The sequence below is a fragment of the Flavobacterium daejeonense DSM 17708 genome, assembly GCF_000425425.1.
Lineage (GTDB): Bacteria > Bacteroidota > Bacteroidia > Flavobacteriales > Flavobacteriaceae > Flavobacterium > Flavobacterium daejeonense.
Map to the genome: position 1 here is coordinate 271,487 of NZ_AUDK01000002.1, position 14,848 is coordinate 286,334.

The following is a 14,848-nucleotide window of genomic DNA, read 5'->3' on the forward strand; positions in this document are numbered from 1 at the left end:
CTTAAACATTTAAAAAGAATGAAATTTATAAAACATACCGCTCTATTCATTGTAATGATTCTGTTTTTGGGTTGCAAAAAAGAGGATAAATCAATTGTAATTACACCAGATAATTATCATAATTCAATGGATCAAATTATTAATGTAATGATTCATGATATTTTTTCGCCACCTGTTGCCAGCAGAATTTTTGCTTATCCTAATGTCGCAGCATATGAAATTATAGCAACCAATAATAAAGACTTTAAATCATTAAGCGGACAATTATCTGGATTGACTCCAATTCCTAATTATGATAAATCCAAAGGCCATTTGAATGTTCAGTTAGCCGCTTTAGTTGCTTATATTGATGTGAGTAAGGAAATGATTTTTTCTGAAGAACCAATAGTGAAGTATAGAGATAGTTTATATACCAAGTGGGAAAACACTAATAAAGTCGAATTTAATAATGCTAAAGAATACGGTTTAGAAGTGGCCAGTCATATAAAAAAATGGCTAAGTAAAGATCATTACAAAGAAACTAGATCAATGCCTAAATATACCATTAGAACCAATGATCCATCAAAGTGGCAACCAACTCCACCTGCCTACATGGACGGAATTGAACCACATTGGAGTAAAATTAGAACTTTTGTAATCGATTCTGCCAATCAATTTGCTCCTCCTCCACCTCCAAAGTATTCTTTAGATAAAGGCAGTCTTTTTTATAAAGAATTAAAAGAAGTATATGATATCGGAAATGATATTGTAAAAAAAGGAGATACCTGTGTTGGAATTAAAACAGCCCGTTTTTGGGATTGTAATCCTTATGTTTCTGTTACACATGGACACATGATGTATGCAGTGAAAAAAATTACACCTGGAGCTCATTGGATTGGAATTGCTAAAATTGCTTGTAAAAAAGCCAATTATAATTTTGACCAAACTGTGTATGCTTATACCAAAACTGCTCTAGCCATAGCAGATGGATTCATCAGTTGTTGGGATGAAAAATACAGAAGTAATGTAGTAAGGCCAGAAACGCTAATCAATAAATATATCGATCAAAACTGGAAACCATTATTACAAACGCCTCCTTTTCCAGAATACTCAAGTGGTCATAGTGTTGTTTCTGGTGCAGCTGCAGTAGTCTTGACCGATGTTTTTGGGGATAATTTTCAATTTGATGATGATACCGAAATGCAGTTTGGTATCCCAGTTCGAAGTTTTAATTCTTTTAATCAAGCTGCAAATGAAGCTGCGATGAGTAGAATGTACGGAGGAATACATTACAGATCTGCTGTTGAAAATGGAATACTGCAAGGAAGAAGTTTAGGGCATTACATCGTAAGTAAGCTTGAGATGAATCGGGTTAAACGCAAGCTGTGAGGTAGAACTGCGAAGCAATTACAATACAAAAAAACTAATGCAAAAACATGAAAAAATTATCCTCATTACACACAGTATTCTTTTTTATATTAATCACTTTCCAAGCAGAAAAAATTACGGCTCAAGGTTGTGTGGCTGTTCGCCAAATGGGGGGGCAAAATATGAATTCTTCCAATTCTTATAATTTAGACAAAGGGGAGTTTCAAGTAGGAGTAAATTACCGCTATTTTCATTCCTGGAGACATTTTGTAGGTACAGAAGAACAGTTACACCGCCAAACAACCGGAGGAGGGCATGATGCAAATGGCAAAGAAAGAGGTAATGCGGTGAATATTTATTCCCATGCTGTCGATTTAAATATTTCTTACGGATTAACAGACCGTATTCAGTTAAACGCTACTTTACCTTATGTAAACAATGAGCGTTCACAAGTACTAAGACAAAAAACACCCGTAATCAATACATTACGCTATAGTGTATATGCAAATGGAATTGCTGATGCCCGATTAAGTATCAACTATTGGTTTATTGATCCAATAAAAGCAGACAAAGGAAATATAATGTTAGGCTTAGGTGTAAAATTAAATAACGGAAGTCATGACAAAACCGATGATGCACCACAAACTGACGGAACAATTAAGAATGTAGTTATGGATCAAGCCATTCAACCTGGTGACGGCGGTATTGGAGTTTCAGTAGAATTACAGGCATTCAGAAAATTGACTGGGCGCTTATATGGATTTGTAAATGGCTATTATTTGTTTAACCCAAGAGAATCGAATGGTACTTTTAAATCAGCACCAAAATCAGGACTGGAAGGGTATGAAATTTACGCAAGCCCTGACCAATATTTTGGACGTGCAGGATTCATGGCCGCAGTAGACAAAAAAGAAAATTTCATGGTATCACTAGCAGGAAGATTTGAAGGTATTCCAGCGTATGATGCCTTTGGCGGACAAGTGGCTTATCGTCGTCCTGGAAATGTTATTGCAGTTGAATACGGCTTCTCATATCGATTGGGAAAACATGGCTTTAGTTTATTTATCCCTTATAATGTGGTAAAAAACCGTATTCAGAGTGCCGCTGATATTGCGAGTCAAAATCTCCAAAATTCAGTAATCACAGATCCAAGCAAATATGTACACGTTCAGGGTGATGCCGCTTTTGCTGATTACTCTATCAATGTTGGTTATTCCTATAGATTTGGTTTGGCAAAAAAAATGAAGGTCTCAATGAAAATTAAACCATAAAGCAAAATCAATATTAACATGAATGCGGTGTTAGATCAAAATTTGGGTCATGGTAATTAATTTTTAAAAAAGTTTTTTGTTTTATAAAGTCTGAATTAATAAATGTTTTTTTTACATTTGTTAATTCAGGCTTTTTGTTTTTTTTGATAAGAAGTTAAGATTTAATTATATAACCGGAATTTGAAAAACAGCTAAGGGAGTATTTGTTTTTTCTTAAAATTAACCTAAACTAAAAATTATGATATTGAAAAAAACAAAAAACAATCTGTGGTCGGTTGTTTTAGTTACTTTAAGTATTGCTGCTTATGGGCAACAAGGACAATTGCAAAGTTTTCCATTGTCCTCGGTTCGTTTGTTGGAAAGTCCTTTTCAAAAGGCACAACAAACCGATATGAAATACATTTTAGAACTCAATGCCGACCGATTATTGGCACCGTATTTAAAAGAGGCAGGGATTACGCCTTTAAAAGACAATTACGGCAACTGGGAAAATACGGGGCTCGATGGGCATATTGGCGGACATTATGTGTCGGCTTTGTCGGAGATGTATGCCGCAACGGGAAATCCACAAATAAAAGAGCGTCTGGATTATATGCTGGATAATTTGGAAAAATGCCAGATAAAAAATGGAGACGGTTACATTGGTGGTGTGCCGGGAAGCAAAGCTTTATGGGCTGATATTGCTAAAGGCAAGATTGATGCAGGAGGTTTTTCGTTAAATGGGAAATGGGTGCCTTGGTATAATATTCACAAAATTTTTGCCGGATTGGACGATGCCTATCGTTTAACGGGGAATGAAAAAGCTAAAAAAATGCTGATTCATTTATCAGATTGGTGTTTGAAATTGACGGCGAATTTGTCTGATGAGCAAATCCAGATGATGCTAAAAAGCGAACATGGCGGAATGAACGAAGTGTTGGCTGACGTAGCTGATTTTACCGGAGACAAAAAATATTTGGTTTTAGCTGAAAAATTTTCGCATAAGGTTATTTTAGATCCCTTATTAAAGGATGAGGATAAGTTGAACGGAATGCATGCCAATACCCAAATTCCTAAAGTAATTGGTTTCATGCGGGTTGCCGAAGCAGGTGGTGATGCGAAATGGGCGGATGCAGCTAACTTTTTTTGGAATACCGTAGTCGAAAACCGAACCATTTCGATAGGAGGAAACAGTGTGAGAGAACATTTTAATCCGGAAAATGATTTCTCGTCCATGTTAGAATCCCGGGAAGGTCCGGAAACTTGTAATAGTTACAATATGCTCAAGTTGAGTAAGCATTTGTTTCTGGCGCATCCGCAGGCAAAGTACATGGATTATTACGAACGCACCACTTACAATCATATTTTGTCGTCACAACATCCCGATGGGGGATTTGTGTATTTTACACCTATTCGTCCGCGTCATTATCGGGTGTATTCGGAGCCGCAGGAATCTTTTTGGTGTTGTGTGGGTTCCGGATTGGAAAATCACGGAAAATATGGCGAAATGATTTATGCTCATGATGCTACTAATTTGTATGTGAATTTGTTTATTCCTTCCACTTTGGAATGGAAAGAAAAAGGGTTAAAAGTTACTCAGAATACGAAGTTTCCTTTTGAAGAACAATCCACTTTTATGTTGGATTTGAAAAAAGCGCAAAAGTTTGCTGTTAAATTCAGATATCCTTCCTGGGTAACTAATGGAGCATTAAAAATTAAAGTTAATGGAAAGGAAGTTGCGATTGAGAAAGATGCGAATTCGTATGTTTCGATTAATCGAAAATGGAAATCGGGTGATGTGATTTCGATTGTGTTGCCTATGCATAATTCCGCAGAACAATTACCGGATAAATCAGCCTGGGTTTCCTTTGTACATGGACCAATTGTTTTGGCTGCCGTTACAGATACCGCGGATTTAAATGGTTTAAGAGCCGACGGCAGCCGAATGGGGCATATTGCCAGCGGGCCTATCTATCCAATTGAAGAAGCGCCAATGTTAGTTTCAAATAAAAATGATTTAGCGCAATCATTGAAAGAAATAAAAAGCCAGCCTTTTAGTTTTTCGGTTTCAGACATTACGTATCAGGACAAGTTTAAGAATTTAAAACTAATTCCTTTTTTCGAAATCCACGATGCCCGATATATGTTATATTGGCCTTATACCACAAAAGAAAAATTACCGGAATTACAGGCAGCAATAAAAGAAAGAGAAGCGGCTAAAATGAAATTAGAAGCGGTAACAGTAGATTTAGTTACTGCCGGTGAACAACAACCCGAAAATGATCATAATTTTAAGGGAGAAAAAACCGATACAGGAATTTATAAAGAGCGTCATTACCGAAACGGAACAGGATTTTTTAGTTACGAATTGAAAAACCCAAAAGGGGAAGCACGTAATGTAAGAATCACTTATTTTGGTTCGGATAAAAACAGAAATTTTGATGTTTATTTAAATTCTGTTCTGGTTGCTTCGATAGCAATGGATGGAAAAGAAGGCAATCAGTTTATTGATAAAATGATTGCAATTCCTGCTGAAATTTTAAAGTCAAATCCAAAATTGCTGGAAGTAAAATTCCAGGCGAAATCTAATTCGTCCATTACGGGTATTTACGAAGTACGTTTGATGAAATAGATGAACTGAAAATTTTCTGTAAATAATTTTTCTAAAGGCTCTAATCGATTTGAAATTGAAAATTGCGATAAAAAATAAAATTGATAGCGATACGTTTATCAAGGTAGCTCCTTTTAAAAAAGACATTAGGAAAACCGAAGTGCACAGACATAAAAGCTATTTTGAAATTATTTACTTGTCAAAAGGTGATGGAACGCATCATATTGATCATACTACTTTTCAAATTAAACCGCCTATTTTCTTTTTTGTTCGAAAGGAGCAAATCCATCATTGGGATATTCAGAGTGTTCCGGAAGGTTATGTGCTTATCATTAAAAAAGAGTTTGTCGAAGAAAGTTATGATAACGAATTAAAAAAACTGCTTTCTAAATTGAGTGGATTGGTTTCGTTACAGCCAAAAGAAAACGAAACCATTGAGCAGCTTTTTGAATTACTTATCAAAGAAAATAATTTTACCATTGTAGAAGGATTATTGAAAGCCTTGTTTGCTAAAATTTTTGAAACAGCAAATCCATTCATCAATAAAATAGAAACGACAACTAATCTTTTTCAATCTTACAGAGATTTGTTAAGCAAAACCGATGAGCTAAAAAACAGCGTTTCTCATTATGCAGAACAGTTGAATACCACCCCTCAGAATCTGAACGCTATTTGTAAAAAAAGCGTTAATTTATCAGCTACGGATATTTTGTCGGAATGTATTATCAATGAAGCAAAACGATTGCTGTTATATACTGATAATACGGTTTCGGAAATCGCTTTTTCATTGGGGTTTAATGATAGTTCACATTTTATAAAGTATTTTAAACGTTATACATTCAAAACACCACAGTTATTTCGCAAGGAATAAGTAAAGACCGTGTTATTTTCAAATATACCGTAGAATATTATTTTGTTGTATCAATTTTGCTCTATTCAATAAAATAGAATTAGGTATGAAGTATTTTTCGTTAGTAATAGGATTTGTTCTTTTTTCAGCTTGTAATCAAAATACAGAAACCGCACAAGGAAAATGGATTGTAGGGACAGAGCAGCAAAAGTTGGAAAAGATTGAAAATCAGTTTCGTGGTTTTGATAATGCTATGGTAGAAACAGGATATCGTTATCAGGAATTGTATTGGGCGGGGCAGGATAAAAATTGGGAATATGCCGAATATCAATTGGAAAAGATACAAAAAGCTATTGAAAACGGATTGGAACGAAGACCTAAAAGAGCAAAATCGGCAGCATATTTTTTGACCTCTGTTTTGCCGGAAATGAAAAAATCCTTAGAAAAAAAAGACAGTTTAGTATTCAATAAAAGTTTTCAAGATTTAACGGTTAATTGTAACAATTGCCACGCTATGGAAAAAGTTCCTTATTTTAGTGTGAAAACACCAACAGACAGACAATCACCAATTAAAAAATAATATGTTAGAAAAAATCATCAGTACCAGCGATTCTAAAACTACAATACTTATTCGTTTTATTGTGGGAGCGGTATTTTTATCAGAAGGAATTCAAAAGTTTTTATTTCCCGCTAGCCGTGGTGCAGGGCGATTTGAAAAAATAGGCTTGCCTTCGCCGGAGTTTTTGGGTGGTTTTGTAGGGACATTTGAAATCATTTGCGGTTTGTTACTGCTAATCGGATTGTTTTCAAGGTTGGCGAGTGTACCTTTAATTATAATTATGCTTGTAGCATTGGTAACAACAAAATCAGAAGTTTATTTGGAAGAAGGATTTTGGGAATTGCTCCACGGGAGCAGAACCGATTGGGCGATGCTTTTAGGTAGTGTTTTTTTATTAATCGAAGGCAGTGGTTTCTGGTCACTTGATAAAAGATTAATGAATAATGGAAATTAAGACCGACTTAAAAGAGCTGGCAAAGCTTTTTTTAAAACTGGGTATAATTGGTTTTGGTGGTCCTGCAGCTCATATTGCAATGATGCGGGAAGAAGTAGTTGTAAAGAGGAAATGGTTCAGCGAACAGCATTTTTTAGATCTAATAGGTGCGACCAATTTAATTCCCGGACCTAACAGTACTGAAATGGCCATTCATATTGGGCATGAAAAAGCAGGTTGGAAAGGTTTGTTGGTAGCGGGACTTTGTTTTATTTTGCCCGCTGTTTTTATAACAGGAATTTTTGCATGGCTTTACAAACAATACGGACAAATTCCGGAAGTACAGCCTTTTGTTTATGGAATCAAACCAGCCATTATTGCCATTATTCTTGCAGCTGTTTTTCCGTTAGCCAAAAAATCATTGAAATCAATCGAACTGGTAATTATTGGGCTTATCGTTTTAAGCTGTTCTTTATTGAATTTTAATGAAGTTTACCTGATGTTTGGAGCGGGTTTTCTGGCTTTGTTTCTGTCTTATATCCAGAATAGGAAGCACGGAAATATGAATAGTGTTTTCCCTTTAACTTTTTTGCAAATAAGCAATACCGTATTTCTTTCGGCAACCAACACGAATCTGTTTTTTATATTTCTAAAAATCGGAGCTATACTTTATGGCAGCGGTTATGTTTTGTTTGCTTTTTTGGATGCTGAGTTGGTGTCAACAGGGCTTTTAACAAGAGAACAACTGATTGACGCAATAGCTGTTGGTCAATTTACACCGGGGCCTGTTTTTTCTTCGGTAACGTTTATTGGTTATCAAATTAATGGGTTTTCAGGAGCTATTGTTTCCACTGTCGGAATATTTCTGTCTTCTTTTGTTTTTGTAGCCTTGTTGAGTCCTTTGGTTAAGAAAATGCGAAACTCAAAAATGTTTTCTGTTTTTTTAGATGCGGTAAATGTGGCTTCGGTGGCTATTATTGTTGCTGTTTGTATTGCTATGGGCAAAGAAACTATTACCGACTGGAAAACTATTTTTATAGCCGCTTTGAGTATTGCAATTGCATTTGGTTACAAAAAAATAAACAGCGCATTTGTTGTTCTTGGGGGTTCTTTACTGGGTTATTTGTTAGCTTTAATTTGATTGAAAAAAAATACAATTTTTTAAATTCCAAATTCCAATAATTATTTTTAGTTATTCATGGCTTTTTGTATTGATCCGTTTTAGGATTGATCCATCATCAGCGTTCCATAACTTTTTCAAGACCTATAAAAACAAAAAACCCGAATTCTTAGAATTCGGGTTTTGTGGTACCTCCAGGGATCGAACCAGGGACACATGGATTTTCAGTCCATTGCTCTACCATCTGAGCTAAGGTACCGTGCTTGTTGCGGGTGCAAATATAGAACCATTTTTAATATATGCAAAACAATTTTAAGAAAAAATCTATTTGTATCTTCGTGACATCAAAATGAGAAATATGATACTAGCCATTGATGTGGGGAATACCCGAATTAAAGCTGTTGTTTTTGAGGGAGATACTATTTTGGGAAGCTTTGTTTTTGAAAAAGAGAGGCTTCAGGGAAATGTTCAAAAAATTATAGCAGATTTTCCATTGGTTGTAACTTTAGTGGTTTCTTCGGTGGGAGAGGTCGAAATGCAAGCTTTTCGGAAATTCGAGAATAGACTAAAAGTACATTTTGTTTCTCATGAAGATGTGTTTCCGTTTGTAAATAATTACGGAACACCTAAAACACTGGGAATTGATCGCATGGTGCTGGCTGCCGGAGCAACTTTGTTGTACCCGGGTCAAAATCGGTTAGTGATAGATGCTGGTACCTGTGTTACCTATGATTTTGTCGATGAACATAATGTGTATCAGGGAGGTGCTATTTCGCCGGGATTGCGTTTGCGCTACGAATCGATGCATCATTATACGGCAAAACTTCCGTTACTGACTTTAAAAAGCCCGGAAACGTTTATCGGAAAATCGACAGCTTCGTCGATGCATTCGGGTGTGGTAAACGGCTTGGTCTATGAGATTGATGGTTTTATAGAGGAATATAAGGCAGTCTATCCGAAAATTATCATAATTTTAACGGGTGGTGATGCAGATTTTTTGGCTAAACGATTAAAAAATACCATATTTGCCAATTCAAATTTCCTTTTGGAGAGTTTGAACCAAACATTTCAATACACAATCAACAATGATTAAAAAAATTATATCAGGTCTTTGCTTGCTTTTTTCAGTAGTGTCTTTTGCTCAGGAAGGAACTTCGTCTCCTTATTCTTTTTACGGAATTGGAGATGTCCGGTTTAAAGGAACTATAGAAAGTCGTTCGATGGCCGGAATTCAGGTAGAGCAGGATAGTATTCATATCAATTTGGATAATCCGGCGAGTTTCTCTAATTTGAAGTTGACTACTTTTACCGTAGGAGGGACTTATAATTTAACTACTTTGAAAAACGAAAGCAGTTCTGAAAAAGCAAAGAGAACCACTTTTGATTATTTGGCGGTTGGTTTGCCAATGGGAAAATTAGGCGTTGGCTTTGGTTTAATTCCGTATTCTTCTGTGGGTTATAAAATAAGAGAAATAACAACTGTTGAAGATATTACGAAACTTGAAGAATACAAGGGGAATGGTGGAATGAATAAAGCGTTTTTTGCAGCTTCTTATAAACTTTTGCCTCATCTTAATTTTGGCGCCAGTGTAGATTATAATTTTGGAACAATTGAAGCAACTAATATTAAGGCAATAAATGGTGTGTCTACCGGAAGTCGTGAATTGAATAAAGCCGATTTATCCGGAGTGAACTTTACTTTCGGGGCGATGTACCAGGCTAAATTAGCTAAGAAATTAACGTTGTTTAGTAGTTTGAGTTACCGATTTGAAAGTAAATTAGCTTCTCGTAATACCCGAAATATTGCTACAATCAGTTATAGTTCAGGTTATGATTATTCAATTGTACAAGCAGAAGGTGATGATAGTTACAGAAAAAACCTGACGTTGCCTGGCGAATTGAAATTTGGTTTGGGAATTGGAGAATCAAAAAAATGGTTGGTAGGTGCTCAGGTTATCTCAGCAAGTAAAGGTGATTTAGAAAATACCTATAACGCAGCTCCAAATGTATCGTATGAAAAAGCAATGAAGTATAGTATTGGAGGTTATTTTATTCCTAATTACGGTGCTTTTTCCGGATATTTCAAGAGAGTGGTTTACAGAGCCGGTTTGAAATATGAAGAAACGGGATTGGTTGTGAATTCAGAATCAATTAAGGATAAAGGTTTTAGTTTAGGATTTGGATTGCCAATTACAGGGAGTTTTTCTAATGTGAATTTTGGATTTGAATTTGGAAAACGCGGAACAACTTCGGCAGGTTTAATTCAGGAAAATTATGCTAAATTTAGTGTAGGACTTTCGTTAAACGACAGATGGTTTGTGAAGAGAAAGTATGATTAATCAATCCATGCTAATAGTTGTAATTAGTAGTACTTGTTTATGTTTTTATTAAAAAAAGACAAATTTTTTATAGCAGTCATGGCGATAGCCGTGACTCTCTTTTTTGGGTGTGAAAGTAATTTTAAAAAAGTTCAGCAAAATAATTTTACCGAATTTACCCCAACAGGTGATGCTGATAATGTGAATCTGAAATATACCGATTCGGGTTTGATTAAAGCAGTCTTAGTAAGTTCTAAAATGTTGGATTATGCTGCGGTGGATTTTCCGTTTACCGAATTTCCAAATGGAATTGATGTGACGGTTTATGATAGCAAAGCCAAAAAAACGCATATCACCGCTAATTACGCGATTTCGTACAAGTTTACCCATATCATCGATTTGCAGGGAAAAGTAAAAATTGTTTCTCAGGACGGACAGATGCTGGAAACCGAGCAATTGTATTTTGACCAGAAAAATGAATGGTTTTTTACCGAGAGAAAATATAAATTTACCGATTTAAAAGGAGGTTCTAACGGTCAGGGAATTGACTTTAGTAAAGACTTTAAAGTGATTAATTCGCAAAGAATAACCGGTGAAGTACTTACCGCCGAATAATTTTTAATTTATTATACCATGAGTTATTTAAAATATACCCCTTATTTTTATTTAGTTTTTGCCGCTTTTTTTGTTTACGATGCTTACGAAAAATGGAATGAGCCTAATGAAACGCCTTATTTGAGTCTTTTCATTGCAGCTTTAGGTGTTTTTATGTTTTTCTTCAGAAGAAATTTTGCTAAAAAAATGCAAAACCGTAACCCAAAATCCTAATGTATGGAAATTGGGATTATCATATTATGCCTAATACTGTCTGCTTTTTTTTCGGGGATGGAAATTGCTTTCGTCTCCTCGAACCGAATTTATCTTGAAATTGAAAAAAAACAGGAAGGATTTGTTTCTAAAATTTTAACTAAACTTACCGAGAAACCTTCTAAGTTTATCGCGGCCATGCTCGTCGGGAATAATATTGCCCTGGTTGTGTATGGTTTTTTTATGGGCGATCTTTTGATGGGATGGATAAAATCGTTTAGTTATCCATTTTCTGATGTGGTGAGTTTGTTTGTTCAAACCTCACTTTCCACTTTGATAGTTTTGATTACGGCGGAGTTTTTTCCGAAGGTTTTTTTTCAAATTTATTCCAATACCTTAATTAAGTTTTTTGCCGTTCCGGCTTACTTTTTTTACCTGTTGTTTTATTTTATTTCGTCCTTCTTCATGTGGGTTTCTGATTTTGTTTTAAAACGATTTTTTAAAACCGAAGGCGATCAGGTGCAATTGTATTTTTCCAAAGTAGAATTAGGGAATTATATTACCGAACAAATGAGTACGGTGGAAGATGATGAAGAAGTGGATTCGGAAATCCAGATTTTTCAAAATGCCTTAGAGTTTTCAGGAGTGAAAGCGCGTGATATTATGACGCCGCGTACGGAAATTGTGGCTGTGGATTTGTTTGATTCGGTTTCGGAATTAAAAGAATTATTTGTGGAAACCGGTTATTCTAAAATTATGGTTTACGAAAATTCTTTGGATGAGATGGTAGGTTACGTGCATTCATTCGATTTGTTCAAAAAACCTAAAAAAATAAAATCGGTGGTGATTGCGGTCGAATTTGTTCCGGAAACTATTTTTATCAAAGATGTCATGGATTTGCTGATTAAAAAGCGAAAAAGTGTCGCGGTGGTTTTGGATGAATACGGCGGAACTTCGGGAATTATTACCGTGGAAGATATTGTGGAAGAGCTTTTTGGTGAAATTGAAGACGAACACGATTCGGATGAGGAATTAATAGAGAAAGAATTGGAAGAAAATGTATATCTCTTTTCGACCCGTTTTGATGTGGAATATTTAAATCAAACCTATAAATTTCAAATTCCGGAAAGTGATTCTTACGGAACTTTAGGTGGATTTATTGTCGATTTTACCAAAGAAATCCCGCAAAAAGGAGATGTAATCACCATTGGGAACTATCATTTTGTGATAGAAGAGGCGACCAACAAAAAAATCGAATTAGTAAAAATGACGGTAAAAGAGTGATTTTTTTAGAAAAGTGAAAAATCTTTTAAAATAAAACGTTACTTGTATTGTTATTAGCGAGATAATTGTATTTTCGCAAACTGAATATAAAATTAACAACAATAAAAATGGCAGTTTTATCAAAAATTAGACAACGATCTGCTTTAATGATTGCAGTTATTGCGCTAGCTTTATTTGCATTCATCATCGGAGATTTGTTCAAAAGCGGTAGCTTTAGCAGTACTTCGAAAGATGTAGGAAGCATCAACGGAAAAGATATTTCGTTTGAGGATTTTAGAATTAAAGTAAGTAATGTTGAAAAAAGTGGTCAGGGGATCACTGCAACAGCTGCGGCAAATAGAGTATGGGAACAGGAAGTTTCTGTAGCTTTATTAACTTCTGAATTTGAAAAATTAGGATTAAGAGTAGGTGAAAAACACATTATTGAAATCTTAAAATCTGATCAAAATATTGGTCAAAATCCTATGTTCTTAAATGCTGCGGGAATGTTTGATTTGGCTAAATTTAAAGAATACTTCAAAGCTAATCCTGCTCAGGCTGAATTCCTTAAAGAAAGAGAAAAAGACGCTGAATTGAATGCTAAATACCAAATTTACAGCACTTTGGTAAGATCGGCTTCATATACTACAAAAGCCGAAGGGAAATTGAAATACGAAATGGAAGCTAATAAGGCTAATTTCTCTTACGTTGGAGCTATGTATTCTTCTATCAAAGACAGTGATGTAAAAGTTACTGATGCTGAGATTTTAGACTACATGAAGAAAGACGATAAAAGATATAAAGCGGAGGAATCTCGCTCTATTGAATATGTTTTAGTAGAAGACAAAGCTTCTAAAGAAGATATTGCTGAGGTAAAAGCTAAAATCAGCAGTTTGTTGTCAGGAAGTGTGGTTTACAATCAGGCAACTGGTAAAAATGATACTTTGGCTGGTTTTAGAACTACAGCTAACCCAATCGAATTTGTAAATGCGAATTCGGATATTCCTTATGATTCTACTTATGTAGCTAAGAAAGATTTACCGGCTGTTGATGCTGATCAGTTATTTAACTTAGCTCCGGGGCAGGTTTACGGACCGTATGTTTTTGGAGACTACTACTGTATTTCAAGATCTTTGGGTAAAAAATTAGGTGTGAATGCTAAAGCAAGTCATATCTTAATTAGTTATGAAGGAGCTCAGGTTCCTAACCAAAGAGAGAAAAGAACGAAAGAAGAAGCAAAAGCAAAAGCAGAAGAAGTGTTAGCTCAGGTAATGGCTAATCCGGATAGTTTTATGATGTTGGCTTTCCAATATTCTGATGATTCATCTGCACAACAAGGTGGTGATTTAGGTTATTTCGGACCTGGTCAAATGGTGAAAAACTTCAATGATTTTGTGTTTAATAACGGAATTGGAAAAATTGGTATGGTAGAAACTCCTTTTGGATTCCATATTATTAAAATTACCGATAAACAAGATGGAATTCGTTTGGCAACTGTAGCTCAAAAATTAGAAGCTTCAGAAGCTACTTCTGATAAAGTGTTTACTCAGGCAACTAAATTTGAAATGGAAGCTGCTGATAATGATTTCAAAAAAGTAGCTAAAGAAATGAAGTTAACGGTTGCTCCGGCTGTAACTGTAGGGGCTTTGGATGAAAATTTTGGTCCGTTAGGAAATCAAAGAGCTATTGTAAGATGGGCTTTTGATGACGATACTAAAGTAGGTTCGGTAAAACGTTTTGAAGTAGCTAATTTAGGTCATGTAATTGCTACGGTGAAAAACATTGACGATTCAGGATTAGCTCCGATAGAACAGGTAAGACCGTTTATTGAGTCAAAATTGAAAAAAGCGAAAAAAGCTGAAATGTTGAAAGCTAAAATGACAGCTTCTTCTTTAGAGGCTATCGCTAAAGCAACTGGAAGTAAAGTAGAACAGGCTACGAATGTTACCTTAGATAATCCGGTATTAAACGGAGGGGTAGGCCAGGAACCAAGAGTAGTTGGGAATGCATTTGCTTTGGCTGCTAACAAAATGTCGGCGCCTATCGAAGGAAATACAGGAGTTTATGTGGTGAAAACAATTAGTATTGCGAAAGCTCCGGCTGTAAAAGATGTAGCTCCTTATGTGGCAAAAGTAAAAGCGCAATCTGCGGCTGATGTAAACAGAGTTTTACCGGCTCTTAAAGATATTGCTGATATTAAAGATAACAGAAAGCAATTTAATTTCTAGAATTTTTATAGTATAGATTAATTTTAATTTCATAAAAAATGTCCCGATAACAATCGGGACAT

The 14,848-nt window shown here is 35.3% G+C and carries 13 protein-coding genes and 1 tRNA gene; 13 read left to right on the forward strand and 1 reads right to left on the reverse strand.

Annotated features, from left to right (window positions below):
• Positions 1 to 18: 18 nt before the first annotated feature.
• The 7 genes from H599_RS0103000 to chrA all read left to right on the forward strand — a co-directional run bounded on the left by H599_RS0103000 (position 19) and on the right by chrA (position 8,191).
• Positions 19 to 1,368, forward strand: coding sequence for a vanadium-dependent haloperoxidase (locus tag H599_RS0103000; RefSeq protein ID WP_035141076.1), 1,350 nt, complete (start codon positions 19 to 21; stop codon positions 1,366 to 1,368).
• A gap of 47 nt (positions 1,369 to 1,415) precedes the next feature.
• A complete protein-coding gene (locus H599_RS0103005) occupies positions 1,416 to 2,618 on the forward strand; it encodes a hypothetical protein (protein ID WP_026712761.1) in 1,203 nt (400 codons plus the stop codon).
• 238 nt (positions 2,619 to 2,856) lie between these two features.
• Positions 2,857 to 5,229: a beta-L-arabinofuranosidase domain-containing protein gene (locus H599_RS0103010; RefSeq protein WP_155960732.1), complete on the forward strand. Its 2,373-nt coding sequence runs from the start codon at positions 2,857 to 2,859 to the stop codon at positions 5,227 to 5,229.
• A gap of 55 nt (positions 5,230 to 5,284) precedes the next feature.
• A complete protein-coding gene (locus H599_RS0103015; protein WP_026712763.1) occupies positions 5,285 to 6,079 on the forward strand; it encodes an AraC family transcriptional regulator in 795 nt (264 codons plus the stop codon).
• Between the two features lie 85 nt (positions 6,080 to 6,164).
• A complete protein-coding gene (locus tag H599_RS0103020; protein WP_026712764.1) occupies positions 6,165 to 6,638 on the forward strand; it encodes a hypothetical protein in 474 nt (157 codons plus the stop codon).
• A gap of 1 nt (position 6,639) precedes the next feature.
• Positions 6,640 to 7,071 (forward strand): DoxX family protein, encoded by a 432-nt coding sequence (locus H599_RS0103025; protein WP_026712765.1) that lies wholly within the window; start codon positions 6,640 to 6,642, stop codon positions 7,069 to 7,071.
• Positions 7,061 to 8,191, forward strand: a complete 1,131-nt coding sequence (gene chrA, locus H599_RS0103030) for a chromate efflux transporter (RefSeq protein WP_026712766.1) — start codon at positions 7,061 to 7,063, stop codon at positions 8,189 to 8,191. Before H599_RS0103025 ends, chrA begins: the two co-directional genes overlap by 11 nt.
• 165 nt (positions 8,192 to 8,356) lie before the next feature.
• On the opposite strand, the gene H599_RS0103035 is transcribed toward chrA, so the two are convergent.
• Positions 8,357 to 8,429 (reverse strand) — tRNA-Phe (locus tag H599_RS0103035).
• A gap of 99 nt (positions 8,430 to 8,528) precedes the next feature.
• Between H599_RS0103035 and H599_RS0103040 the strand changes: the two genes are divergently transcribed.
• The 6 genes from H599_RS0103040 (at position 8,529) to H599_RS0103065 (ending at position 14,786) form a co-directional block, all read left to right on the forward strand.
• Complete coding sequence (locus H599_RS0103040; RefSeq protein ID WP_026712767.1) at positions 8,529 to 9,263, forward strand: type III pantothenate kinase; 735 nt, start codon at positions 8,529 to 8,531, stop codon at positions 9,261 to 9,263.
• Positions 9,256 to 10,509 (forward strand): membrane protein, encoded by a 1,254-nt coding sequence (locus tag H599_RS0103045; protein WP_026712768.1) that lies wholly within the window; start codon positions 9,256 to 9,258, stop codon positions 10,507 to 10,509. Before H599_RS0103040 ends, H599_RS0103045 begins: the two co-directional genes overlap by 8 nt.
• A gap of 39 nt (positions 10,510 to 10,548) precedes the next feature.
• On the forward strand, positions 10,549 to 11,103 hold the full coding sequence (lptC, locus tag H599_RS0103050; RefSeq protein ID WP_026712769.1) for an LPS export ABC transporter periplasmic protein LptC: 555 nt from the start codon (positions 10,549 to 10,551) through the stop codon (positions 11,101 to 11,103).
• A gap of 18 nt (positions 11,104 to 11,121) precedes the next feature.
• Positions 11,122 to 11,316, forward strand: coding sequence for a hypothetical protein (locus tag H599_RS0103055; protein WP_026712770.1), 195 nt, complete (start codon positions 11,122 to 11,124; stop codon positions 11,314 to 11,316).
• Between the two features lie 3 nt (positions 11,317 to 11,319).
• On the forward strand, positions 11,320 to 12,579 hold the full coding sequence (locus H599_RS0103060) for a hemolysin family protein (protein WP_026712771.1): 1,260 nt from the start codon (positions 11,320 to 11,322) through the stop codon (positions 12,577 to 12,579).
• Positions 12,580 to 12,686: 107 nt separating this feature from the next.
• The gene (locus H599_RS0103065; RefSeq protein ID WP_026712772.1) at positions 12,687 to 14,786 is read left to right on the forward strand and encodes a peptidylprolyl isomerase; all 2,100 of its coding nucleotides are present in this window, start codon (positions 12,687 to 12,689) and stop codon (positions 14,784 to 14,786) included.
• Positions 14,787 to 14,848: the final 62 nt, after the last annotated feature.

Coding starts and splice junctions, on each gene's coding strand:
- H599_RS0103010 (WP_155960732.1), top strand. CDS start 2,857: ATGATATTGAAAAAAACAAAAAACAATCTGTGGTCGGTTGTTTTAGTT.
- H599_RS0103025 (WP_026712765.1), top strand. CDS start 6,640: ATGTTAGAAAAAATCATCAGTACCAGCGATTCTAAAACTACAATACTT.
- lptC (WP_026712769.1), top strand. CDS start 10,549: ATGTTTTTATTAAAAAAAGACAAATTTTTTATAGCAGTCATGGCGATA.
- H599_RS0103005 (WP_026712761.1), top strand. CDS start 1,416: ATGAAAAAATTATCCTCATTACACACAGTATTCTTTTTTATATTAATC.
- H599_RS0103065 (WP_026712772.1), top strand. CDS start 12,687: ATGGCAGTTTTATCAAAAATTAGACAACGATCTGCTTTAATGATTGCA.
- H599_RS0103045 (WP_026712768.1), top strand. CDS start 9,256: ATGATTAAAAAAATTATATCAGGTCTTTGCTTGCTTTTTTCAGTAGTG.
- H599_RS0103060 (WP_026712771.1), top strand. CDS start 11,320: ATGGAAATTGGGATTATCATATTATGCCTAATACTGTCTGCTTTTTTT.
- H599_RS0103040 (WP_026712767.1), top strand. CDS start 8,529: ATGATACTAGCCATTGATGTGGGGAATACCCGAATTAAAGCTGTTGTT.
- H599_RS0103055 (WP_026712770.1), top strand. CDS start 11,122: ATGAGTTATTTAAAATATACCCCTTATTTTTATTTAGTTTTTGCCGCT.
- H599_RS0103000 (WP_035141076.1), top strand. CDS start 19: ATGAAATTTATAAAACATACCGCTCTATTCATTGTAATGATTCTGTTT.
- chrA (WP_026712766.1), top strand. CDS start 7,061: ATGGAAATTAAGACCGACTTAAAAGAGCTGGCAAAGCTTTTTTTAAAA.
- H599_RS0103020 (WP_026712764.1), top strand. CDS start 6,165: ATGAAGTATTTTTCGTTAGTAATAGGATTTGTTCTTTTTTCAGCTTGT.